Origin of the sequence: Aquimarina rubra, assembly GCF_042684305.1 — a bacterium.
Taxonomy (GTDB): Bacteria; Bacteroidota; Bacteroidia; order Flavobacteriales; family Flavobacteriaceae; genus Aquimarina; species Aquimarina rubra.
The window spans coordinates 929,887-956,330 of the sequence record NZ_JBHULE010000019.1 but is presented as its reverse complement, the minus strand read 5'-3'; the positions used below and the strand labels follow the sequence as shown (position 1 = coordinate 956,330).

The window sequence follows — 26,444 nt, the reverse complement described above, 5'->3', positions numbered from 1 at the left end:
AACGTAAAAGAGCACTGTTGTAGTGCTCTTTTGTTAATTCTGCTTAATATTTTTCTTATTCTATTCTTTCAGTAGTTTGATAATTTTTTTAGTTCCTGTCACGGTTTCAACTTCGGTAAAATAAACTCCCGTTTCAAGACGACTAATATCGAAAATGTTTTGAGAGCTTTTTAATACAACTTTCCCGGACACATCAAAAACTCTCACCTCTTTTACTTCGGTGTTGATGTTGATCATTGTGTTTCCAGGATTTGGATATAGTTTAATTCTTTCTATTGTGATATCATCAACGCTTAGAAGGTTACCATTTGCTCTGAAATAGTATGTTTTTGTACTCATTCTAGATTTGGTATTAAATGTAATAACTACCCTATATTCTCCAGGTTCTGTAATTACGCAACTTGATCCTGTTTCGAAATCAAACCAATCTGAAGCACAACTAACATCTGTAGTTGGACAAGTTTCGTCTATAGGTCTATTACAAGAAATGTCGTCTAACTGTTGCCAAACAATAGATAACACATTGGCAAACGGTATGTCTACAACTTCTCCATTTTCATTCTGGATAGTAATCACAGGATAGCTTTGTCCAGTTGCAGTACAGAACAATATTTCGTCTGCATAATCAAGAATTGGATTTTCTTCGGTAGTTTCTACTGTTAAAAATTGATCTCGAATACAATCGTTACCATCGGTTACTCTAACAATGTAATCACCTGTAGTGCTAACAACAAACGTATTGTTACTTTGAGAAGGTACAAGAACATTGGTTCCTGAAGCATCTAATAACTCATATGTATAGTTTTCAGCTCCTCCTGAGGCGTTGACTACTATTACTCCATCATCATTCGTAGAAACCGGTGTTATGACAACACTTATTTCTATTTCTGTAACCTCATCGATAGTAATATTAAATACTTCTGAACATCCCATAGCGTCTTGTGCTAAGAAATCATGTGTTCCGGCAGGCACTCCTGTAAAAGTATGTTCTCCTTCAATACCATCTTCGACATCTGAATAAAACATTGCAGGATTAATAGATGACGCAAATGAGTATGGAGGCGTTCCTCCGGAAATTTCTATTTTAACTACTGCGTCTGCTTCATTACTGCAGCTAATACCGGATACTATATTTGCCATTCCTTGTAAAGGTGATGGTGCTGTAATAGTAATATCTTCTACAAAATCACAATTGCCATCAGAAGAAGTAACTTCTACTGTGTAACTACCTGGTAGTAAATTATTGAAAGTAAAATTAGGGTCATCTGTTACAACTTCGTCTATGATATTATTGGAAGATACGTTGGTTAAAGTATAAGAAAAAGGTGAAAAACCATTGCTTACCATAACCTGCACTTCTCCAAAGTCTCCTTCGCAAGGAGCATCAAAAGCATTTACGTTAAAAATAGGATCTATAGAAGGCACATTAACCGTAGCCGTATATGTACATCCAGGGAAAGTAGTATCAATAGCATAGACTGTTACATTTCCATCTATGGCTATTGGGAAAATTCCGGTAGTATTAGTAAAAGGACCCGTAGGATCTAAGCTGAACACAAAATTAGGAGGAACATTAGTCACCATAATACTTCCATCATTATCACATACAATAGGGTTTACTGTTAGTTCAGGTTGATACTCATTTTTCTGAACACTAAAATAAAAGGGCACTAAGCAACCACCATCAAACTCAGCAAGAATTCTGTAATCACCAGGCTCTGAAACCATATAATTTACAGTATTCCCATCTATTACTTCTGCCCAGTTGGCATCTGTACAATTGTTATTTAACAAAGAACAGGCCTCACTAGGATCCAGAATACAAGCGCCAGAAGGGTTTAATCTTTGCCACGAAATACTATCTAGATTACCAGGATCAAAATTAGTCTCTAACAGCATTGTCTGATCACCACATAATAAAATTTGTGGAATCAAAGTACCACTACAATCTTCTGTAATAACTGTTACTCCATCAACATAATCCAGTATTGGATTTTGGATATCTCTACTATCTACAACAGTAAACTCTTCTGTTAATGTTGTACATTGTGGATCAACTCCATCTAAATCCTCCTTAATCACCGTATACAAGCCACTCTGAGGATTTGGAACCTGAAAGGTATTCGCTGCGGTCACCACCGGAGTTGTAATTCCTGGACCGGACCAAGTATATTGGTTATAGCCTTCTCCTGCGATCAACAGTAAGTCATCATTACAAATGCTAACATTTATCTCACAGGGTGGAACATTTATTAAAACATTGGTGGTGTTCGTTTCACCATTTCCGCAGGCATCCTGGGGAACATTGCCTACTGAACTGACTACTGTACCAGAAACCAAACCTGTATATGTTACGTTTACCGAATTTTCTATATTGTTAGAACAAGCGTCTCTTAATTCTTCACAACTTGATACAACTTGAACTCTGAATCGAATAAAAATAGGTGCATCTCCGGTCGTACCATCATTTGAAGTTTCAAGCAAGCTTGAAGCTACATTAAATTGTAGTATACCCGGTGTTATTTCTGAATAGACCACTCCTGCCGGTAGAGATCCATCTACAACACCAACTAAATTCGTATTAACAGGTATCAAATCTGTGATTACTACAGACCCATCCACGAAATCCTCGTTACCAATATTTTCAATCTCCAATTCATATATAATTTCATCTCCTGGTTCCACGTTTCCTCCGGTGATTTCGGTGACCCCATCAGCACTAAAAACTCGTTGTACCACACTAAGTTCCGGTTTTATTATAGTAACTGAAAATGCATTGAAGAATACACTATAGCGATCTGCATCTGTAAATAGTTGAAATGTTACATCTGACTGACCATTTCCAATAACCGAATTACTCGGATTTGGAATATCAAAAATATCTGCATCAAACCCCTGAGTGTTCTGAGAATTAGGAGTTCTATCTGTGATATACGCTCCATCTGAAGAGATCGAACCATTAAAAAAATTAGTTTGTGGATTCGCACTTGTATTTCCTTGTCCCAAAGATGTGGTATTACCTGCTACATTAACAATTCTTAATTCATCTCCACCCAAGGAAGTATCACCTTCTAACGATGCGGTTGCGTATCTTAGCTTAACTGGTTCAGTTCCCCCTGGTGTCGTGAATCCGTTAAAGTTAAAGTTTACCGGAGTCTGATCTCTAAATATCTGAGCAAATCCATCACTAACACTTATATACTTTGCTTCATCTTGCGGGTCTTCATATACAGCTACCAATACCCAACCACCACAGGCACCATCCCCTCCAGAAGTAAAACCTTGTGTAGCATTCATATCTGCTATGGTATATGTCCCAAAAAGATTATCCTGATCCAATAATCCGGTAACATCTGCATAACACACATAAGGAAACTCGTCCGTAGCAGTATCTCCCAAAGGATTAGACGGTGTATTACTATAGCCATCAAAAACAACACTACTGGCAGTCACATTTATGTAGTCTCCTCCAGGAACTTTAAACTTTACATTCCTAAAGTCTGCAGGACCTTGTTTTCTTGGATCGGTTAGAGGTAAACCTGTTAAAATATCATCTCCTTGATCTGTTGATAAAGTGGCTAAAACTACATTGGTCTCTGCTTCGAGAAGGGTTACTATATCCCCTCCAGTGAAATTAGCATTTGTTATATCATCATTTCCTATTGATACTATAGGTATATTAATAGCAGGACCATTTCCTAAAAGTCTTGGTAAAAGGTTGTTGTCATTTACAATAACAACTCCTACTGCACCTGCGTTTTGTGCATTCACTGCTTTCTCTCTTAAAGAACAACTACCGCCTTTTCTTAACACCGCAATATTACCTGCTAATGCTGCAGCATTGGTGATACTACATCCATCAACCGGCTGTGCAACTACTAGATAAGAAGTCACAGGGCTTAATTGTATATCTGAAGTGTAATTATCAAACTCAGAGTTTCTTACAGTATATTGCTGTGCTAAAGGACCATTATTAATAATTAAAGCGGTATTTGTATCGGCATTACTTGCTATTTCGTCATCCACAAAATTATTTGGACTACTAGCTCTAGCCATATAATAATTTGCTGACCAATATAACCCAGCGTATACTAATGTACTGCACTCTTCATTGGGGGCTGTTAAACCTGCTTCACTAGAACTAAAAGTACTAGGGTCATTATCTACATCTATATATGCGGTAACAGTGTTACCATTATTATCAGTTCCATTGTAATTTCTATTAGGATCTGTAAACCTGGTTCCATCCTTATCTTCAATAACTCCGACAATATCATTACCAGTCATAATCAAATCACCTTTAACGCCTGAAATAGATTTTCTGATCTGAAAAGGAACCGTTTCTTGACTAAAAATTGATATGCTCGTAAATAATAAACCTATAAATAATATTCTGCAACGTAATTTTTTATTCATTCTTTATTTTTTGTTAATAATATATATTGTTTTAATCCAGATTATGCTTTTGTAAACCAAAATGAATTATGGATATGTCTATAAGTTAGTGCTCAAAAAGACATAAATGTTACCCCGTTTTTATTCATTTTTTTTATTTATTAAATTAAAAAAGGTGACTAGTCCTAAATAATCTGTATCGATTATTTAGGACGGGACAGGGAGTTATCAAAAAAACCCACTCAAACAGGTGGGTTTAAATATTTGTAACTATTAATTTTTTAATAAGTACATCCACATTTACTTTGCCTACAACCAAAATCTATCCCCAAGGTGATCATATGGGATCCTGCAGCATTACTTGCGTCAAATACTTCATTTACATTTACCTGATATCCATAAGCCACATAAAAATTGGATTTCTTGATACCAATCATTGGTGACACAGAAAGTGGTTTGAAATCCTGATCCACTAAAGACCTCATGCTTATTCCTGCCCAATAGTAATCACCTCGATGTAGCTTTCTTACTTTTATGTTTAAATCAGCTGTACTTCTACCGTCTCCTGCAAAATTTTGATATAACACCGATGGCTCTATTTCTATATCACTAAATCGATCGTAAAAAGTATAACCAGAATACACATAATAATTCTGTATGGAAGCTGGTTCTGTAGGATTAAAATCATCTATTTCTTTACGTAACAAGTTTACCGCATTCGCACTTAAGAAAAATCTTCCTAATCGATATAATACTCCAATATCAAAATTGGAATTATTTACGGTAACATTCTCCAAAGATTGACTAGGTGGTTGATTGGGATCTCCATCATTAAACTCTGAAGTATCAATACCAAACTGGGTAAACTTATAACTAATACCAAAGGACAAATACTGATTTGTGTACTCATTTAATGTTAGATGATGCGCAAAAGATAACTGAACACCTTTCTGCGTAGTAAATCCATTCTGATCATTGAATAAGATAGCACCAACCCCGGAACGATCAGATATACGCCCATCTATTGAGATAGACTGTGTACCGGGAGCATCTGCAATATCTACCCATTGCTCGAATCCTGAAGCTCTAACCTGCCAGCAATCCCCAATACCCGCATAGGCACTAGAAATTAAATATGGATTATCAGCAATGTATTGGTTCTGAACAGGTGCAAAAAACTCCTGAGCATAGCTCCTACCGCCAGCCATAGTCATCAATAAAACTATGGCGCTTATCATATGTCTTGTGTACGTTCTCATACTTATTATCTATATAAAGTAAAGTGACCTGTAAACTCTCTATTATCAATATCATTCAGGATAATCGTAAACCAATAATCTCCTGAAGGCAACTCACTACCCTGGTAAATACCATTCCAGCCTTCTTGCTCTCCAACGAACTCGGCTAACAATCTACCATATCTATCGAACACTCTAACTTCCATATCGCTAAAGAAGAAAGGATCGCTGTTTGGATTAGCACTGTCTTGTCTTGGATACCAAGTATCGTTTGTACCATCTCCATCCGGAGTAAAGTAATTAGGGATTACGATATTGATATATGTCAATTCCTGAACCGCTATTACCTCACAAGCCATGTTATCAATTACTCGTAGTGCATAATCAGCAGTTTCATCTATAGAGAAGGTATTATCATCTAACTCTCTATAGTCTGCATCAGTTAAATCATTAACAGTTAAACCATCCGGTACAATTGCAACAAAATATGTATAATCTCCACTACCACCAGTTACGATGATTTCGTACTCGTTAGGATCTTGTGGATTATTAGTCATCTGAGCAACTGGTGATGACAAAGGAATATATTCTTCTACAGTAATTGTTCCTAAATCTTCCACACACCCCGTTGGCGTATAGGTCATAGTACCTTGGTATTGTCCTGGTTGTACAATAAATGTCGGAGACAGACTATCACCTGGACTAACTCCTCCATCAAGAGATACCAAGTTGTAAAGAATATCTGTGTCTACAGAATCCTCTCCTAACGTAATGTCAATGTAATACACCGGAGGCTGACTTATAGACCCATCTGTATTTATTACCGGACAGTCTATTCTAGAACTCATAATACCATTAAGTATAGCTCCCTCCGGAATTACTACAGGCAATTCAAGAGGACAGTCGTTGGCATCGAGAATGTATATCGTGGTTGTTCCTCCCGGAAGATCCATATAAGTCAGCATTCCTTCTACAAAATCTGCAGGATTGTTCGTGATGCTTGTTCTGTATGGCTCCGTACCACCTGTGATTTCAATTGTTACAGCTCCATCACTATCACCAAAGCACCTCTCCGGCGTTACCGATCCTACAATATTAGCCAGTAGCTGATCAGGTTCTCCAATCGTTACATCATAAACCTGAGGACATCCGTTGGAGTCTTGTGCAAATACCTGATACGTTCCTGGAGCAAGATTTGTAAATGTGTGTTGGTTTGGTACATTATCAGAATCATCTCTAAAAAATTGATCAGGATCAGTACTTATGGCAAATGAATACAATCCTGTACCGCCTACAGCAAATACCACAACGGATCCATTATCCTCTCCAAAACATACTACATCATTTACTTCCGGTGGAATGTTTTCAAACTCCGCAGGATTGTCGATACTAAAGTCGGCCTGAGAAACACAATCTCTATCACTTCTTACTACATAGGTATAGTTTCCTGGTGGGAGATCCGTGAATTCGCTGTTATTTTGTGGTCCCCAGGTTTGTCCTGTTGTATTATTTGTCAACTCAAATATATAATCTCCAATACCACCTGTAACGGTTGCATCAATTACTGCAGTTGCCTCATTAAAACAATTGATATTTGCCGCAGTCGTGTCTAAAGCAATAGCTATCTGGTTGATAGGTATTACGGGCACCGGCGAAGATAGTTGAGATCTACAACCATTTATATCTTCTACAAAGAATTGATATTCTCCGGCTCCAAGACCTGTAAAAATTCCAGATCCACCATTTGCCACCTGATTACCGTCTTGATCTATATAGTAGTATTCTGTGATAGCGACGTCACTAGTTCCGCTAATTGTTACATCAATTGTGTTGATATTACAAGTCACTTCAGTAACATTATCAATACTTACCGTAACCTCATTAGGCTCATTAATTAAAGCCGTAGTCGTTGCAGTACAGTTCAGGTTATCAGAAACTGTAACTGTATATGTTCCTGCACCTAAGTTGTTAAACACATTTACAGATTGCGGTCCACTTGTAGTAACTCCATCTGGGAATGTCAATGTGTATAGATACGTGCCAGGTCCCTGACCTCCGCTTGCAACTATAGTAATAGTTCCATCGGTGTCTTCGAAACAAGTTACACTACTATCTGCAATTGGATCTACAATGATAGCATTTGGTGATTGTATAGTAAATTGTTCATCATCTGTACATCCTTGACTATCCTCGGCAGTAACCGTATATAATCCAGCAGTTAAGTTTTCAAACAATCCTGTAGTGTTTGTTATACCTCCGGGAGTTAACGTATACGTTACGGCTCCTTGAGCTCCTGTAACAGATGCCTGGAATGATCCATCGGCACCAGGAACACAAGACTCTACAATATTAATTGGAGATATCGCAGTTACAATCGGTGCACCAGGCCCCATTACCGCAACAGCATTAGATCTCTCTGTACATAATGGATTTGCCGTCTCGGTTATCTCAACAATATATACTCCTTGTGGTAGCGTTACCGGTAAAATATAAGGATCGGGATCTGTTGTCGTATCACCTGTTCCTGTAAATGCTGTTGGATTTCCATTTTCATCAAGGATGGTGAAGTTATATGGTCCAGAATAACCTGTTATCGAAATATTAATCGTACCATCTGCATCACCAAGACAAGACTCTGGTGTTTCCTGCGCTGCTACCAACTGTACAAAATCAAATTCATCAATTTCATGTGTTACTGTAATAGTACAATTTGTAATTTGATCTGTTATTCTGAAAGTATAAATACCCAATGGTCTTGGTAGTACAAAATTGGCGGTAAAAGTACCTGCCGGTGTATCGACAGGAGCTGGTGGATTAATTACTGTACCTGCATTATCAATAAGTTCGAATAAGAAATCACCCGATCCTCCTTGTACTGAAACTGCCACTTCTTCATCTACTGCACAAGTAATATCTGTTACTATAGCAACCGAAGGATTTGTCATAATTGGGAACGGAGCTACTGTCTCTGTTTCAGTAACAGGGTTCGTTGTACAACTATTGCCATCAGTTACAGAGATCAAATAATCCCCTTCTTCATTAGCTGTGATTTGATATTGTACTCCAGCTGTAGTTCCATCTGCATCTGTAATATCCAGCTCAGTAACTGTAACTCCAGAAGGTGTAACATAAGAAATGCTGTAAGGTGCCGTACCATCGGTAATTGTCACTGTGATTACAGGGAATATCGAGCTATTATCTGCAGCACAACCGTAAGCACTTTGAGCTGTAGCAACAGCTACCTGAGTTGCATTAGCTACAGTAACAGGTACCTGACCGGAACAACTTCTATCCGAAGTAACCACTACAATATAATCTCCAAACGGTAAATCTGTAAACACAGGATTATCAACTTGATCAACTCCAACTTGTGCTCCAGGAACACCAGCATTATCTACAAATATTTGATATGTGTAAGGTCCATCTAAATCAGTACCCGCTTGTAAAGTGACTGTTACCGTTCCATCCGTAGCACCCACACAACTAACCGCTGTTGGAACAGCTGTTGGAATAGGATCAATTGGTACAGTTAATTCTGGCACATCAACAGTTATCGTGCAAGGTGTGGTGATCGCAGGAATATTAATATCTGTAATTTCCACTATATAATCGCCCGCTGCAACCGGAGTAAATATATTATTTCCGACTTGAGGCCCTGCAACAATTGCATTGGTAGCTTCGTCCCTAAGGGTAAATGTGAAATTGCCCGGATTTATACTAAAGTCTGATCCACCGCTAACTGTCACTGTGATCGTACCATCAGTGTCTCTACAAGTAGGATCTCCATTAAAGTCAGCCGTTGCAGTTAATTCTGGTAAAATCGTAATTGTTTCTACGTTCGATGGACATCCATTTTCGTCATAAGCTGTAACTGAATATGTCCCTGGTGTTGAAACTGTAAACGTATGTGCTGTAGTTCCGTTATTAGCATCTTCGATCACACCTCCATCCAACTGGAATCTTAACTCTCCTGAACCTGGTGGGGAAGCCACGTTGCTGGTTCCCGAAGCAGCTATCACAAAGCTACCGTCGTGTGTACAAACATCATCTACTGTTAATGGATTTAAAACAGGGTTGTCTGTTCTATTCACAGTTTCTACTATAGAAGCTGGATTAGAAACACAACTATTGACATCAACTACGCTGATCGTATAATCCGTACTTGCTCCTACCACTGGTAAATCGAATATTCCGGTAGTATTAGTTGTTGTAAATGTTCCTCCGCTTGGCACATCTGTTGCTGTAAATGTATATGGAGGTGTTCCTCCAGAAGCAATTACAACAACTCTACCATCATCATTACAATTGGCGTTGATGTTTGAATCTAACGTCAATAGCAGCTCTGCTGGTTGTGTAATAGTAACAACGTTCGATGTATCATTACATGTAGAAATAGGATCTATTATAGAAACCTCAATATTTCCAGCTTCTAGGCCAGTTATTGTTATAGGGTTTTGTACTGTAGTATCTGCCCCTATTGGCCCTGTAACAGTTCCCGTTGTTGTATTTGTTACTGTATAATCATAAGGACCTGTATGTCCTGTTACAGTCAATTCAATATTTCCTGTAGCATCACCGAAACATAAAATATTAGGAGTTACTACAGCTATATTAGCTTCAATAGTATCATACGGCCCAATTTGATATGGCTCGGTTTCTATAGAACATTGAGTTCCCTGATCAAATACTCTAAACGTATAATTACCAACTCCAGGTAGGAAGAACGACCCACTAGTTGTCGTAGCACCTCCAGATGGAACTCCCAATTGAGACGGTACAGCTCCGTTTATTTCAATAAAATCAAATGGTCCTGTTCCTCCAGTTACTGTTACTGTTACTTCCTCAGTATTGGTTGTACAGTTAATACCTGTAACCGGATTCACAACTGCATCTGTCATTACAGGGAATGCTGGGATGTTAAATGGCGCCAATGGATTTGGACAATTGTTTACATCAAATACCGTAAATGTATAATTTCCAGATTCGTTTGCTATAATTTGAATACCTGCTGTTGCAGTATCCGTATCCAAGGTTGCCGGGTCTATTGGACCAACTACATTACCTGAAGGATCTGTATACGATATAGTATAAGGTGCATTACCACCACTAAAGTTATCTACTGTTATTACTGGAAGATTTATCACAGCTCCTGTACATCCATATGGTGTTTCTAGTGTAACCGTTGCTAGAGGAGCCGAAGGCTGGTCTATAATATAGTCCTCAGTATCAGTACAAATCACATTCAATGATCCGTTTGGTTTTGTAGCTCTTACTTCAACAGTATAAGTTCCTATACCAAGACCTGAAAACACAGGACTTGTTTGAAATGCTGTTGGTACTACTATTGGACCCGCTATAATTCGATACTCGTAAGTAACTGCAGGGTCTGTATCTGTAGATGCAGCTGTTAATGCAGCCGTTATTACACCATCTGTATCACCAATACACGTTACAAAAGTAGTTTCTGGTACAAGTACAGGTGGTGTTGGTGCATCTATGCTCACCGGAGCAGAGAACGAACAGAACGGTGCTATTCCACGACCATCATCTGTAGCAACAACGATGTAATCACCAGGTGCTACTCCAGTGTAAATTCCAGTAATATCACCAGTAGTGTTTCCTGTTGGAGTTCCTGATCCATCCTGTAAAACATATGTTAATGTGCCAATGGCAGCACCAGAAGTAATCGTTGTAGTAATTTCACCAGTCGGATTTTCACAATCAGGAGCAGCTGTGAATACAGCACTAATTACCAATGCATCATATACTGTAGCAGTTGTGTTAACTGAACATCCAGATTCATCTGTAACGGTAATCGTATACGTTCCTGGAGTAGATACTATAAACTCATGACTTGTGTTACTATTAATACCTGTGACCGCAGTTCCTCCATCTAATTGATATAATAACGTACCCAGTCCTGTACCAACAACATCAATCACGTTGCTATTGTCATATGCACAATCATCAATGAAATTTGCTGCTACCGTCGGTAATGGATTTACTACAACGGTAACATCCACTGGACCAAAACTACATCCCCTGGAATCAGCAACCCAAATATCAAAATCACCAGCAACATTGCCAAGATCAATCACATTACTATTTAAAGGATAAACACCCGGATCTCCTGCACCGTCTGCAACTACAGCATACGTGTATCCATCAGCTGTTGGAGGTATTGTAAAAGGTGTTCCTCCATCAGTATCCATAATTACCTGTGCATTTGTTCCACAACTATTAGCTGCAGTAAGATTGGTTGCTACAGAAATTAGTAGATCTGGAACTGTAATCTCAAAATTTCGTCTCGTTGAGCAACTAGTTCCATCTACTTCTTCTACGACTACATAATATCTTCCTGGAGGGAAATCTGTAATGGTTACAGGCACATCTGCACCCGTAAGTCCGGTTGCATTTCCAGAATACACTGTCGGTGCAAAGGTGATATCGAGTGAAATATTTGTAAACTGGTCAAAAACTTCCCAACGAACTTCGGTCACAGCTGATGCCGGAGGCGCTGGTGGAGAAGTTGTATATCCCGAAATATCAAAACTTATTGATCCGTTATTTAATGCTGGTGTCTCATTACAAGTAACATTAGTAGGAATAAAATTGATAATATCAGGATCCGATGGTGGTGCAACGGGCGGCACCAACTCCTGATACAAACAGTTAGTTTCATTATCTCTAACTTCTAATATATAAGTTCGATTAAAATCTAATCCATTGTAGACATGATCTCTTATTGGAGTATTAGCATCTACAGTTGTTGCTCCGCCAACAAGATCATTTAACGGAACAAAATCTCCTAATCCCGGAGAAGGTTCTCCTACGATACGAATATCAAATCCTGGTGGTGGATTTGTGGAGCCGTCGATACCAGACCCGCCTTGAACATCAATTTCAAAAGTAACTCCACTTATACAATCACCAAATGTTACCACATTCTGCACCAAATCATTTGGTGGTGAAAATATATTAAACGGTCCTATAGGATCCGGGTTAGAAACACAACCATTAGTATCCTCAACAAAAATAAAATACTGACCAAAGTCTAATCCTTCAAAACGAACGGTTGTTGATGCAATCGTTGTTGGATTAGGAGTCGTAGCTGCTGTAGCCGATGGAACCAGTGGTCTAACAGATACATTGCTTGCATCTACCAAAGTGTATGTGTATGGTCCAGTTCCTCCAGTGATTGTTAGGTCAATTGCTCCTAGCTCAGTAATTATTACCGATCCACCACACGTAACAGGAGTTTCTACTCTGCTTACTTCTACAATTTCATCTGGAGCAGCAATTTCTACACTGCCAGTATATAAACAACCTCTGCTACTTCTCACTGTAAAGTCATACACAGCTTCCGCAAGATTAGGAAAAGTTATTTGTGTTCCTGTAATGGTAACAAAAGTTCCTGTATTTTCGAAATCAATTTCATATGGGGTTTCTGTACCAGTAACTGTAATTATGGCTGTACCTGTATCCCCAAAACAATCCACATTAACAGTTGGTGCTGTAATTGTTGGCGCAACAGGGTCTGTCACCGTAAACGGTGATGTAGTAAACGTACACCCTCTATCATCTGTAACTCTAAACTCATATGTTCCGGCTCCCGAAACAGCAATGTAATCAGCAAAAGGTGCTGTTTGATTGGTGAGGTGATCTACAAAAGCTCCACCATTAAAAGAAACTGCTATATCATAAGGAGTATATCCTCCATTCACCACAAAAGAAAAGGAAGCGTCTTGAGGAACACCTGCAGCGTTACAAGTAATATCTACTTGAGTAACATCAAGGGTTACCGCTTCTTCTATAGTTTCGGTAAGTGCTGCCGAACAACCATTACTATCTGTTATGGTAATGGTATACGTACCTGCTTGTGTTAATGCCGGAGTTGTTGTAAACGTTGTAAGTGCTCCTACATTGGTATCCGGTATAACAATGGATCCACCAAGCTCAACATTGTAAATATAATCTGGCGTACCTGTATTTGTTCCATCAATATTTATTATAAAACTAACTGCTCCATCATCTAAACAAAAATCAGAGCCTGCATCTATCGTAGCAGCTATTGGCGTTGGATCAACTACAATTGCTGTGGTATCGACATTACAGCTTTCAGAATCAGTTACCGTAATCGTATACGTATCTGCTGTGCTTACTGTAAATACATTACTAGCCTGTGGTCCAGCTATAGAAGTTGGAGTACTATCGAATAATTCATATTGATATCCTCCATTTCCGCCTGCTGCAGTTACTGTAATTGTTGCATCAGCAGTACAGGTTAATGCTGGGTTAACAACAGCACTAGCAGTTAAAACCGCAGGATCTGTCAATGTAATAGTCGTAGGAGCAGTACATAATGTAGTTTCATCTCTTACTTCTATCACATATGCTCCAGCTCCCAGGCTACCAATATTGGTAGTAGCCACATTGGTTGGTGCAGAACGTGTTCCTCCATTAACTGTATAAGTATACGTTGTCGCTGTTAAATCAATTCCTGAAACTGTAAACGAAAGTTCTCCATCAGTAAAACCATTACAAGAAGGCTCAGAAACAACCGTTCCGTTAACCGCTATAAAATCTATCGTAGGAACTGTAAAAGTTTCCGTATAAGCACAACCATCTGTATCAGTTCTTGCCAAGAACGTATAGGTAGTACCAGAAGTTAAACCTGTGAATACATTAGATGGTTGAGGACCTACCGTTATTGGTGCTGTAATTTCATACTCTACTGTGCTCGCACCATCCAAAGTAGCAGTAACAGTAACGTCTGCAGTTAGTCCAGGACATTCAACCTGAGTAGCGGCAAAAGAAAGGTCTGTTACCTGAACTAAAGGTTCAATAACGATTGTGTCAGCAATTACCGGACAAGAAATAGTATTCGCACCTCTTACGGATACAATATAAGTTCCATCCGCCAACCCGGTAAACACATTGGACGCTTGCCAGGTCACACCATCAATACTGTATTCAAATGGTGCTATTGCATCTCCTGGATTGTTAATCGTAACTGTAATATCTGCTAATTGTGGTGTCGTACTTGAGCCTGAGGCATCACACCTGTAATCTGAAGCAACCGCATCAGCGTCAATCGCTACGGGGGCAGTTATTGTTGCATTTACATCTAATGTACAGGCAGGGCTCGCACCAGTTCCATCGGTAATTGTAATTATATGGTTTCCAACGGGAACATTATTAAATATAATTGGACCTGTTCCTGTAGGTCCTTGCGTTGTTGTTACGTCTCCATCCAAAATATAAGTAAATGGTCCTTCACCCGCAGTAACAGTAATTTCTATACTTCCATTGTCTGTAGGACAATTTGGGTTCATAACCACCGGTACGTCCGTGGCAATTGCTTCATAGGCAGTAACTGTCACCGGATTAGAAAATGCAGTACATCCTTGGTCATCAGTAACCTGAATTACATAATCACCGGGAGTATTTACCGAATGAGGAGATGTAATATTTGCTTGTACTAGCGTAGGTGGTGTTCCTTGTGCATATAAATCAAACTGAGTATACACTGTACTTCCTCCACCAGGAGTAAAAGTTATATTAGCATCTTCATTACAGTTAATATCATTTGCCAACGTCGCAGTAATCGTTAACTCTGGATTTATTGTAAAAGGTAACGCCGCTGTAGAACAATTTGTTGCTGTATTCGTTACAACCACCGTATAACTACCAGGAGTTAAATTAGGTATCTCAAAGGTATTTGCCGGTGTTCCTAAGAAGGTCACTGCCACACCTGTTCCTCCATTTAAACTATATTCGAAAGGACCTAATGGTGCTGGTATACCCGGAGTAATCGTAATCCACTGAGTCGCTTGATCCGTTCCATCATAACAGGGGTCTCCTCCTGTTGCTAATGCAATTGTAGGGGAAGCAGATTGAACAATAGTTTCAGTATTGTTTATTTCACAAGCAGCAGCAGAATTACCATCTCTAACAAAAATGGTATACGTGTCAACTGCAAGTCCTGTAAATACGTTACTAGTGTTAGGGTAATCTACAATTACAGTTCCTCCACTGTCCACTAGTCTATATTGATAATTTCCTCTGCCCCCATTGGCAGTAACCGTTATAGTTCCTGTATTTGCTCCACAATTAGTTTCTGTTGCTACAGTTGTAAAAGTAAGCGGTGTTGCTGGTTCGGTAACATCTACCGTAGCGGTGTCAGAACAGTTTAATGGGGATCCCGAACCTCCTGGGTTGGTATCTGTAACTGTGATCGTATAGTTTCCTGCTGCTAACCCCGTTACGTTTACAGGGCTTGTAGTAATACCGTTTCCTGAATCAACTACCGTTCCTGTAGATGTAAAGGTTACCGTATAGTCAAAAGATGTGCTATTAGTAACACTAAAAGATAAAGCACCATTACTTTCTCCAACACAAACGACAGGAGTAGTTTCTACTGCGTTTGTAATATCTATCGGATCTATTACATCTACCCTATAATCATCAGCAAATGTACATTGATCATCACTTCTTCTTGCCGTAACCGTATATGTGATACCCTGAGCAATTGTATAGCTGTTGGTTGTTAAGAAACCTGTATTACCTGTTGCACCTGTTCCTGTTGCAGGATCAGGAGACACATCATATTCATATACGACACCAGCAGCTATATCAGCAGCTGATAGAACGGGTTGTGCTTCAAAACTAACTAATGAACTTTGACTATTACAATCCCCATCACCTGGTGTAAATGTAATAGCTGTTATCGGAGTAAGTGCCGGCACATCTATTGCAAAAGGAACCGCACAATCTCCGCTTCCTTGATTTCTAATATATATTGTATACGATCCGTCTGTACTTACTAAAATATCAAACGGAGTAGTTGTTATACTTGTAAAAGTAACATTGTCCAAACTCCATTCATATGTACCAGAACCTCCGGCAATATTGTCTACCTGAATAATCGCATCCTCGCTTCCGACGATACAACTTAAAGGCCTGTCTAGTGTTACATCAGCTGTAATTCCTGTTGGAGAGCTAATAGAAAATCCGTATTGTGTTACTGGGCATATTGTTGGCTCCGGTACTGGGAACGTACAATCCGCATTAGTAATTGCAGGTGTAGTATTAGCGTGAACTACTTGTACTACATATGAATTACCATCTGCTACTCCTGTAAAGGTTATTGATTGGCTATTTGATGTTACATCATCAACCAAAGTCCATAAACTTGGATCTTCATCGTTTAATGGATCAGCAGGATCACTAATACCATTACCACAATTAGGATCTGCCGCACAATCCCATAATTGGTATGTATATACTCTTCCGGCAACAGTTGGAGAAACATCCACCTGGATCAAACCTGTGTCTCCCGGACAGGCTGGCTGTGTTACCGCAACATTATCAATTACAATCGGTTCATACGGTGTAATGTTATCAATACTTGCAGAAATAACACAAGATGGTTCACCACTAGGAATATTTTGATCACTAACTCTAAACGTATAAGTTGTAGAAGGGTCAGCAGGCGAAGGAATTTCAAAAATATTACAGGGAACAAAATTCCCATTTCCATTATCAAACAAATAGTTTCCAGAACCGTTTAAAACGTTTACTTGAACCAATGCTCCACTATCACAAGTTTCTGGAGCAATTAATACCACCTCTGCATCAAAAGCCGGTGCAGGATTAATGATCACGGTTGCATCAAACACACACTCTGGTGTTGGTCTATTTGATATCACCTCTACTGTATACGTTCCCGCGGGTAAATTATTCTGTGTATAGTTACCGTTGTTGGCACTACTATTAGGTACAATTATAGGATCCGCAGCTCCTAATGCCGAGCTGGAAATTGTGTATTGATACTCTGGAATTCCTCCTGTTACACTTATATTGATTCTACCAAATCCTGTTCCATTGTCATCATTAACACAGCTAGGATCAACACCAACCACACTAAATGTTGGATCAATAGAAGGCACGTTAATCGTGGCTGTATATTCACATCCTGGGAAGGTAGTGTCAATAGCATATACGGTAACATCTCCTGCTGTAGAAATTGGAAAAACGCCTGTAGTATTATTATAAGGTCCTCCAGGAGTTAAGCTAAATGCAAAATTGGTTGGTACATTTACCACACTCACACTACCATCACTACCACACTCTATTGGGTTCATAGTAAGCTGTGGTTGATAATCATTCTTAAATACACTGAAGTAAAATGGAATAATACAACCACCATCAAACTCAGCAAGAATTCTATAGTCCCCAGCTTCAGAAACAGTGTAATTAGGAGTATCACCACCGGTAACCTCTACCCAATTAGCGTCTGTACAATTTCCATCTAATAAAGAACATGGGTCATTAGGGTCTAATACACAAGAACCGGATGGACTGAGTCGTTGCCAAGAGATGTCATCTAAACTAGAAGGATCAAAGTTCGTTTCTAACAATAAATCCTGATCACCACACAATAATATCTGTGGTATTGGAAGTCCACTACAATCTTCTGTAACTACAGTTGTTCCATTAACATAGTCTAAAACAGGATTGGTAATATCTCTAAAGTCTTCTACATTAAACTGCTCAGTTAATGTCATACATTGAGGCTCAACACCATCAACATCTTCTTTTATTACTGTGTAAACACCTGTTTGAGGATTAGGAACCTGAAAGAAATTAACAGTTGTTACTACGGGTGTAGCAATTCCTGGACCTGACCAGGTGTACTGATTATAACCCGTACCTGCTACTAATAATAAGTCATCATTACAAAAAGTTACATCCAATTCACAAGCTGGTACATTTACCAGAATATTGGTGGTTTCTCCGGGAGCCTCTCCACAATCCCCTAATTCTGAACTACTTAACGTTGATCCGTTAGTTCCAGATATCAATCCTGTATATGTAGCCGTAGCAGAATTGGTAATTTCATCAGAACAGGCGTCTCTAAGTTCTTCACAACTACTTACTAGTTGGGCTCTAAATCGGATAAAGATAGGGCCATCACCCTCTCCTACCGGTTCGTCATTAGGAGTTTCTACTATACTTGCCGGAATATTAAATCGCAATACTCCAGGCGTTATTTCGGTGTAGGTAACTCCTGGTGGTAGTGTAGCGTCTACAACTCCTAATAAGTTCGTGTTTGCGGGTAATACATCTGTAATAATTACGGATCCGTCTACGAAGTCCTCATTTCCTATGTTTTCAATTTCTAAATCATAAAACAACTCATCACCTAGCTCTACGTTTTGACCAGTAATTTCTGTAACTCCATCTGTAGCAAATGCTCTTTTTATAATTCTTAATTCCGGTTCTATAATTGTTACAGAAAAAGAATTAAAGAACACACTAAATCGATCCCTATTTGTATTTAATTCAAAAGTTGCTGAGGTTTGACCGTTTCCAATTAACGAATTATTATTATTTGGTAAATCGAAAATATCCAAATCAAAACCCTGTGTGTTCTCGGAATTAGGAGTTCTATCCGTAAGATACGCCCCATCAACAGAAATTGATCCATTAAAAAAGTTTCCAGACGGATTTACAGTTCCAGAACCCTGGCCTAATGCTGTAAAGTTATTATTTGTATTCAATACTCTCAATTGGTCTCCCCCTAAACTAGTATCCCCTTCTAACGAAGCTACTGCATATCTTACCGCCACCGGTTGATTTCCTTGTAAGGTAGTAAATCCGCTATATGTAAACTCTACTGGTGGATCACCTCTAAATATTTGAACAAACCCATCACTCACACTTATATACTTTGCAGCATCCTCTGGATCTTCATAAACCGCAACCAATACCCATCCACCACAAGCACCGTCTCCACCACTTGTAAAACCTTGGGTAGCATTCATATTAGCAACCGTGTATGTTCCAAAAGGATTATCCGGATCCAAAAGATTGGTAACATCCGCATAACAAACATAAGGAAGTTCGTCATTTGCGTTATCGCCTAAGGGGTTTGTTGGATTAGATCTATATCCATCAAAGACTATTCTATTAGCCTCTACATCCACATAATTTCCTCCCGGAACTTTAAACTTCACATATCTAAAATCTGCAGGAGAAGGCTGACCGTTTGGCAAAAGTCCTGGCTTTCTTGGATCGGTTAACGGCAATCCTGTAAGTATATCATCTCCTTGATCCGTAGATAATGTGGCTAGAACCACATTGGTCTGTGTCTGTAATAAATTAATTAAATCACCATTATTAAAATTCGCATTGTTTATATCATCATTACCTATAGAAACTGATGGGATTGTGATGGTAGTCCCCCCGTTGCCCGTCATTCTTGGTAAACGGCCTCCATCATTTACAATCACCACACCCACAGCTCCCGCATTCTGAGCATTCACCACTTTATCTCTCATAGAACAACTACCACCATCTCTAATAACCGCAATCATCCCTTGCAACTCTGAGGTATTAGTGATAGTACCACAACCATTTATTGGCTCAGCTAATACCAGATAAGAGGTAGCCGGACTTAATTGTATGTCCGAATTGTCATTGCCAAACTCACTATTCCTTGCTGTATATTGTTGTGCTAAAGGACCATTATTAATAATGAGTGCTGTATTGGTATCTGAATTGGAAGAGATTTCATTATCACTAAAATCATTGGGGCTGTTCGCTCTGGCCATATAATAATTTGCAGACCAATATAACCCAGCATAGATCAACCTACTACATTCTTCACGTGGAGCGGTTAAACCAGCTTCACTAGAGCTAAATGTTGTAGGGTCATTATCCACATCAATATGAGCAGTGATATAATTACCGTTGTTGTCATTACCGTTGTAGTTTCTATTTGGATTGGTAAAGGTATTTCCATTATCATCCTCAATAACTCCCACAATATCATTACCTGTAGCTGTTAGATTCCCTCTGGTATTGTTAAACTGAGCTCCAGGAACTGTATCAAAAGCAACAGTTACCTGTGCGTTCATTTTGCTTATGGCGCCAATAACAAAGATCATTATTATCAGCACAGCTTTATTGGGTAATCGTGTTTTCATAAGCTGCTTATTTTGAGTTGTGTCATTCATTCTAATACTATTTTGGGGTGCTTACTACTGTATTTTTAATATATAAAGATCTCCGTTATAGGTGTTGCCAACATTAGAGAACAGGCTTTGTTTTGCTTGATCTAATGTGTCAAATCTATCTAAATACACATATATATAATTATCTTTTGGATTCCTGAAAAACTTAGGCTCTAAACCTTGAGACTTAAGTCTATCCATTCCTCTTTCAAAATAATTCTCTCTCTTAAAAATATTCGTAATCAAGTAGTAACCATTTTCTATGTTATGACCACCGATATATGATAAACTCTCGGTCAAAACGGTATCATCCTTAACTGTATCTTTTATTAATCTGGTTTCTTGCACCAATCGTTTTAAAGATTCTACTCTATTTTTAGCAATATTTAAAATCCACATATCACCAAAATATTTATTTCCGATATTATTTAAATAGTTCTCAGCGGCTTCTGTTTTATCAGCGTAATACTTAATAGCCACATACTGATACTGATTTTCTGGATTTAAAATAATCTGAGCGTCATTAAACCCGAGATCTTTTAACTTATTCGTAAAGCTATCTGCGTACGTTCCTCCTCTAAATACGTTACCTATCAAATAATACCCTTCTGGATATCCAGGAATAAATTTAGTAGCATATTTAGCTTCAGGTCTTGTAGCTTCCGCAAATTTGATAAACCTATTTTTAGAAGTAAGTCTTTTCGAGCTGTTAGGATCACTATTATTCTTCACTTCCTCAGCTTCATTACTCATATTCACTAATGATTCTAAAAGCTTATTAAACTCTCTTTTGTCAAGGTTCTTAGAAGATGTTAATAATGAATCTCTAGAAGCAATTAATTTATCAGTAATTCTACTACTGCTTTCTAATTCTTTCTCTATCTGTTCAATATCTTCACTACTCTCCTCTGTTGTCTGTGCTGCAGCTGCAGCTTCCTGGCGTTGTCTTTCTTCTTCAGCCAATCTTGCAGCTTCAGCCTCCTGACGTTGTCTCTCTTCTTCAGCCATTCTTGCAGCTTCAGCTTCCTGACGTAATCTTTCTTCTTCAGCTAATCTTGCAGCCTCAGCCTCCTGACGTTGTCTCTCTTCTTCAGCCAATCTTGCAGCTTCAGCCTCCTGACGTAATCTTTCTTCTTCAGCTAATCTTGCAGCCTCAGCCTCCTGACGTTGTCTTTCTTCTTCAGCTAATCTTGCAGCTTCAGCCTCCTGACGTTGTCTCTCTTCTTCAGCCAATCTTGCGGCTTCTGCCTCCTGACGTTGTCTCTCTTCTTCAGCTAATCTTGCAGCTTCCGCTTCCTGACGTAATCTTTCTTCCTCAGCCAATCTTGCAGCTTCCGCTTCCTGACGTAATCTTTCTTCCTCAGCCAATCTTGCAGCTTCAGCCTCCTGACGTTGTCTCTCCTCTTCAGCCAATCTTGCAGCTTCAGCTTCCTGACGTTGTCTTTCTTCTTCAGCCAATCTTGCGGCCTCTGCTTCCTGACGTAATCTTTCTTCTTCAGCTAATCTTGCGGCTTCCGCTTCCTGACGTTGTCTTTCTTCTTCAGCTAATCTCGCAGCTTCAGCCTCCTGACGCAATCTCTCTTCTTCAGCTAATCTTGCAGCTTCAGCCTCCTCATCCTTTTGCAATGAAACTTCTCTTTCTAAAGTTTTCTGAGATTCCTCTCTTCTCTTTTGCTCTTCCATTTCGAGCTGGAGCTTTTTCTGAGAAGCTAATCTTTCTTCCTCTGCTTTTTGCTCAGCCATTTCAAGCTCTAATTTCTTCTGAGCAGCCAGCCTTTCTTCTTCTTCTCTTGCAGCTTGCGCTTTAACTTCTTCTGCAGCAGCAATTTGTTGCCTTTCGGTCTCAGCTTCTTGCTCTGCTAACCTGATCGCTTCTTCTTCTTGTCTTTTTGCTTCGGCTTCAGCTTCTGCAGCAGCTTCTTGTTGCTCTGCTTCAGCTTCTCTTGCTGCTTCTTCGGCAGCTATTCTAGCTTCTTCGGCTTGTCTTCCCGCTGCTTCTTCAGCATTTTTCTGCTCCTGCATTTCTAAAGCCAGCTTTTTCTCTGCTGCCAACCTTTCCTCTTCAGCCTTTTGCTCGGCCATCTCTAGTTCTAATTGCTTCTGAGCAGCCAGCTCTTCTGTTTGCTTATTTAAGAGTTTTACTTCTTCCTCACGCTGTAAAGCCAATTGTCGTGCTTTTCTTGCTTCTTCTTCTTTCGCCTCCTGAATAGATCTTTCGAGTTTATTCATAGATCTTTGAGCTTCAGTTAATGAATCTCCTCTAGAATTTTGTAACTCTCTAATTATTTTATTTTGATCTAAAATTTCTTTCTTTAATCTTCTTATTTCAGAATCTCTCTGCAATGAACTATTAGATGAGAAATTTCTTCTCTTTTTTCTCTTTTCTTCTTGTCCGAAATTATATGCCAAAGCGACCTCCCAAGAAGAGCCAAATTCTGCGGTTGTTCCACTTCCACCAATACCAGGTTCTACAGAAAGTCCTACAGATACTACTTTTGATATGTTTGCTCCAATTCCTATAGCGCCTCCATAAAAACTGTTGTATCCTAATTGAGCCCATCCATACTTGGGTATCTCAAATAAAACGTTTCCTCCGTATCGTAAGTCAAGTTCTCCGGGTTTAGAAGCGTATACCATTCCTCTTAGTTCATTGTCCGTTCTCCAGTCCAATTCGGTGGTATACATTACATGTCCTAAATATTCGAAATTGTCAGTTAATAACTCGCTTGCTGATATATTATATGCCACCAGGTTACCAACAGCGACACCTACATCAAAATTACCGTAGTTGAAATTTACTCCCGGTTTTAACAAAAAGACAGAACTACTTTCAAAATTATCCGTAATAGGATCACTTATTTGTGCTTGATCTAATTTGCTTTTAAGCGAAGATTGCAGGTATTGAAGATTCACTCCAAAGGTGAAGTTCATATCCCTGTTCAATTCTAAATTATAGGCATAGTTTAGCGTACCTCCAAAATAACGTAACACACCTAAACTTTGCTGGTAAAGGCCTATTCCTATTCCGGTTTTTTCATCAAATCTGGCATTGTAATTTAGAACATATGTCTGCGGATTATCCTGAAAAGAAATTCGTTCATTACGGTTATATACATTTACAGAATTTTTATTTTCCCTTACCAAAGAAAATGTGGGATTAAACAAAAATCTATTATACTTGATAGAATTATGAAGTGGCACCTCGATAGGAAGTGCTTGCGACGTAATAGGGGTTGTTTCCTGACTGTAAATGAGATTTAAGCAGGTACTACATATTAATATAAAAAGTATTTTTTTAATCATAAATTATCTCATTACAGTAATTGTTCCTTTTCTAACTACTTCGCTGTTTCTTGTAATAATGTAATAATAAATCAACTCATCAGCTCCTGATGCCGAGTTTGAGGGCCAATCAGCATTATATCCTCCGCTCTTTTGAAAATCTAATTTTCCATTAGAAGAATAAATGCTCACCTCTACACCGCTATCGCTAAAGGAGTTTGGTAGCACCCAAACATCGCTGGATGAACCTCTACCTTGTGTTATAACGTTTGGAATTACTTCGGATTGTGCTCCAGGTCCTCTTACCGAAGCAATTAAAGTATCCGTGGTACACAAAGAAGAGCTTATTCTTGCAAAATAATCCCCTTCTTCTGTAACTGTTAGGGTGTTTGTTGTTTCACCTTCTATTAAAACTTCTTCTCCATTTAGAATCACAAACCATTCATACGTAAAATTAGCACTAAATGGCCCCGTTAAAACTACTGATTCACCAGCTTCTAAAACAGGGGGTGTGATATCCAAAACAATATTATTGGATAAGAAATCAATAGATAACTCATTAGAAACGGTATCTGGCAATCCACCTGGTGAAAAAATAGCTCTTAAATCAAAAGTACCGCCACTATCTGAACGGCTTATATCTAACGATAAAGAAGTCTCACCTGTGGAGACTCCGTCTTGAAACCATTCAAAATTAAAAAAATTGAATTGTTCCGTTGTTAACGGAACCTGTTCTCCGCTGGAAGTTATACCTACCATTTCGATAAGCGCTATGGTAATGGGATCCTGTTCACAATCAACAACCTCATTAGGTCCGATAGTAATAGCAAATCTTTCTGCAGCAAAAATATCGGTTTCTGAAAATAACATGGAGTTACAAGGATCGTTTGCTTCGATTTCAACCCGATAATTTCCAATGTTTGATGTAGGAACCTCAAATGTTAGTGTTTCACCATCACTAGCCGTAACTCCCTGACGCTGAACATTCGTGTTTGCAATCCATCTAAATATACTTCCTGCAGGAACGTCTGTTTCTACCACTAATGTTAATGACTGAGATGGTAATAATATTAAACTTTCGGGAAGAGGCACCGTAATGTTTGAACCTTCATTAGTAACAATGACAGGATCAGTAATCAGAGTACAATCTTCACTGAGTACTATTTGTAAGGTATATTCACCGCCGAAGTTGTTATCCGGTAAAATAATGGTTGGTGAAATCTCTCCGACCAGCTCTTCACCATCTTTTATCCACTGATAGTTATAAGAAAAATCTATCTCGCTTGCCCTAAGTTCTTTAAACTCTTCAGGACAGAAAGAAAAATCAGTAGCCGTTGTTTCTATAAAAAAATTGTCAACATTTTCCAGAACGGCATCCACCGCATTCGATCTATTGCTAGGGTTGAAAAAATTATTACATAATCCCAGTGGAACTCTTGCTATATATCTTCCTTCTTCTGTAACCAAAAGTCTAGGACTTGTTTCACCTGGAATAATAGCTCCATCCTTTAACCACTCCCAATTGAAGTCATTAACATCCAAAAAGTTATCATTTTCATCTCTAACCTCCACAGCGATTTCTCTGGCAAAAGACGCTACACTACAAAAAATTAAATCATCCCTTCCGTTAAGGATTATTTCTAGATTATCATCAAAAAAGTGGAAAGGAATAGGATCCGATACATCACCAATAATATCCGCTTCAGAGGCTCTTACCCTTACTCTATAATCATCGCTATTTGCGTTGGCAGGAACCTGAACGCCCGAAAACAGAATATTAGTGGTACCTCCAGCAGCTTCGTTAGGTCCTAAAATCCGAGCCAATTCTGTAATATCGGATTGATTAGCAAAAGAGCCTGAAGGATCTGATAGTTCCAGTATGAATTCATTGCGTTCCGGCAAGGCCTGTCCGGGGGACAACTCTGCAGTAAACTCAAAATTATTCGCTGGTGTTCCACAAGCTTGAGGTGCAGAAATAAGAACAGGAGGCTTTATGTTCCGCTGTGCTTGAGCAACTTGGAATCCAAATGCCAATACGATCGTAACGATTGCGAGGTTAAGTCTTCTTTTCATGGGTATCACATCAGTTAAATTTATGTGAACATCTGCATCATCAATCAAGCGATTTGGGGCGCTTGTTAATAATGTTGTTAATATAAATATTGTAAAGTCATAAAAATATGAATTAAAAATTTATATCAAACCAATTTTTCGTTTTTTTTTGTAATAATATTCTTACTTAACTTTGAGGGGTATGATTACATCTCTAAAAACCATAGCTTTACCGACCTTTACGAACACCTAAAACCCTATTAATCAAAATAATAAATATAAAATTTACGTGTTCATACCCACTTAAAAAACGCCTGTTTTCAATGATAAATAGCTCAAAAAATCAGATTTTTTGATTAGAAAACTTAAAAATATTATAAAAATCACACGTTTATCTCTTGTAGAAAAACTCTGAAAAAGACAGTTTTTGCCGATTAAGTGTCTTATTTTTTCACGT

Annotated in this window: 5 protein-coding genes; all 5 read right to left on the bottom strand. The window is 38.7% G+C overall.

Translation table 11 applies throughout. The annotated features are described in order from the left end of the window. Window positions 1–60 precede the first annotated feature (60 nt). Window positions 61–4,416, bottom strand: a complete 4,356-nt coding sequence (locus ACFSR1_RS12720; protein WP_378293040.1) for a PA domain-containing protein — start codon at window positions 4,414–4,416, stop codon at window positions 61–63. A gap of 260 nt (window positions 4,417–4,676) precedes the next feature. Then, window positions 4,677–5,654: a PorP/SprF family type IX secretion system membrane protein gene (locus tag ACFSR1_RS12715; protein WP_378293038.1), complete on the bottom strand. Its 978-nt coding sequence runs from the start codon at window positions 5,652–5,654 to the stop codon at window positions 4,677–4,679. Window positions 5,655–5,659: 5 nt separating this feature from the next. Then, a complete protein-coding gene (locus ACFSR1_RS12710) occupies window positions 5,660–20,626 on the bottom strand; it encodes a T9SS type B sorting domain-containing protein (RefSeq protein WP_378293036.1) in 14,967 nt (4,988 codons plus the stop codon). A 54-nt stretch (window positions 20,627–20,680) separates the two neighbouring features. Further along, window positions 20,681–23,956: a PorP/SprF family type IX secretion system membrane protein gene (locus ACFSR1_RS12705; protein ID WP_378293034.1), complete on the bottom strand. Its 3,276-nt coding sequence runs from the start codon at window positions 23,954–23,956 to the stop codon at window positions 20,681–20,683. A gap of 3 nt (window positions 23,957–23,959) precedes the next feature. Continuing rightward, window positions 23,960–26,008, bottom strand: coding sequence for a hypothetical protein (locus ACFSR1_RS12700; RefSeq protein ID WP_378293032.1), 2,049 nt, complete (start codon window positions 26,006–26,008; stop codon window positions 23,960–23,962). Between the last annotated feature and the right edge of the window lie 436 nt (window positions 26,009–26,444).

What these genes read in the sequence shown, in the direction of transcription:
- ACFSR1_RS12720 (WP_378293040.1), bottom strand. Translation starts at nt 4,416, where the DNA reads ATGAATAAAAAATTACGTTGCAGAATATTATTTATAGGTTTATTATTT.
- ACFSR1_RS12710 (WP_378293036.1), bottom strand. Translation starts at nt 20,626, where the DNA reads ATGAAAACACGATTACCCAATAAAGCTGTGCTGATAATAATGATCTTT.
- ACFSR1_RS12715 (WP_378293038.1), bottom strand. Translation starts at nt 5,654, where the DNA reads ATGAGAACGTACACAAGACATATGATAAGCGCCATAGTTTTATTGATG.
- ACFSR1_RS12705 (WP_378293034.1), bottom strand. Translation starts at nt 23,956, where the DNA reads ATGATTAAAAAAATACTTTTTATATTAATATGTAGTACCTGCTTAAAT.
- ACFSR1_RS12700 (WP_378293032.1), bottom strand. Translation starts at nt 26,008, where the DNA reads ATGAAAAGAAGACTTAACCTCGCAATCGTTACGATCGTATTGGCATTT.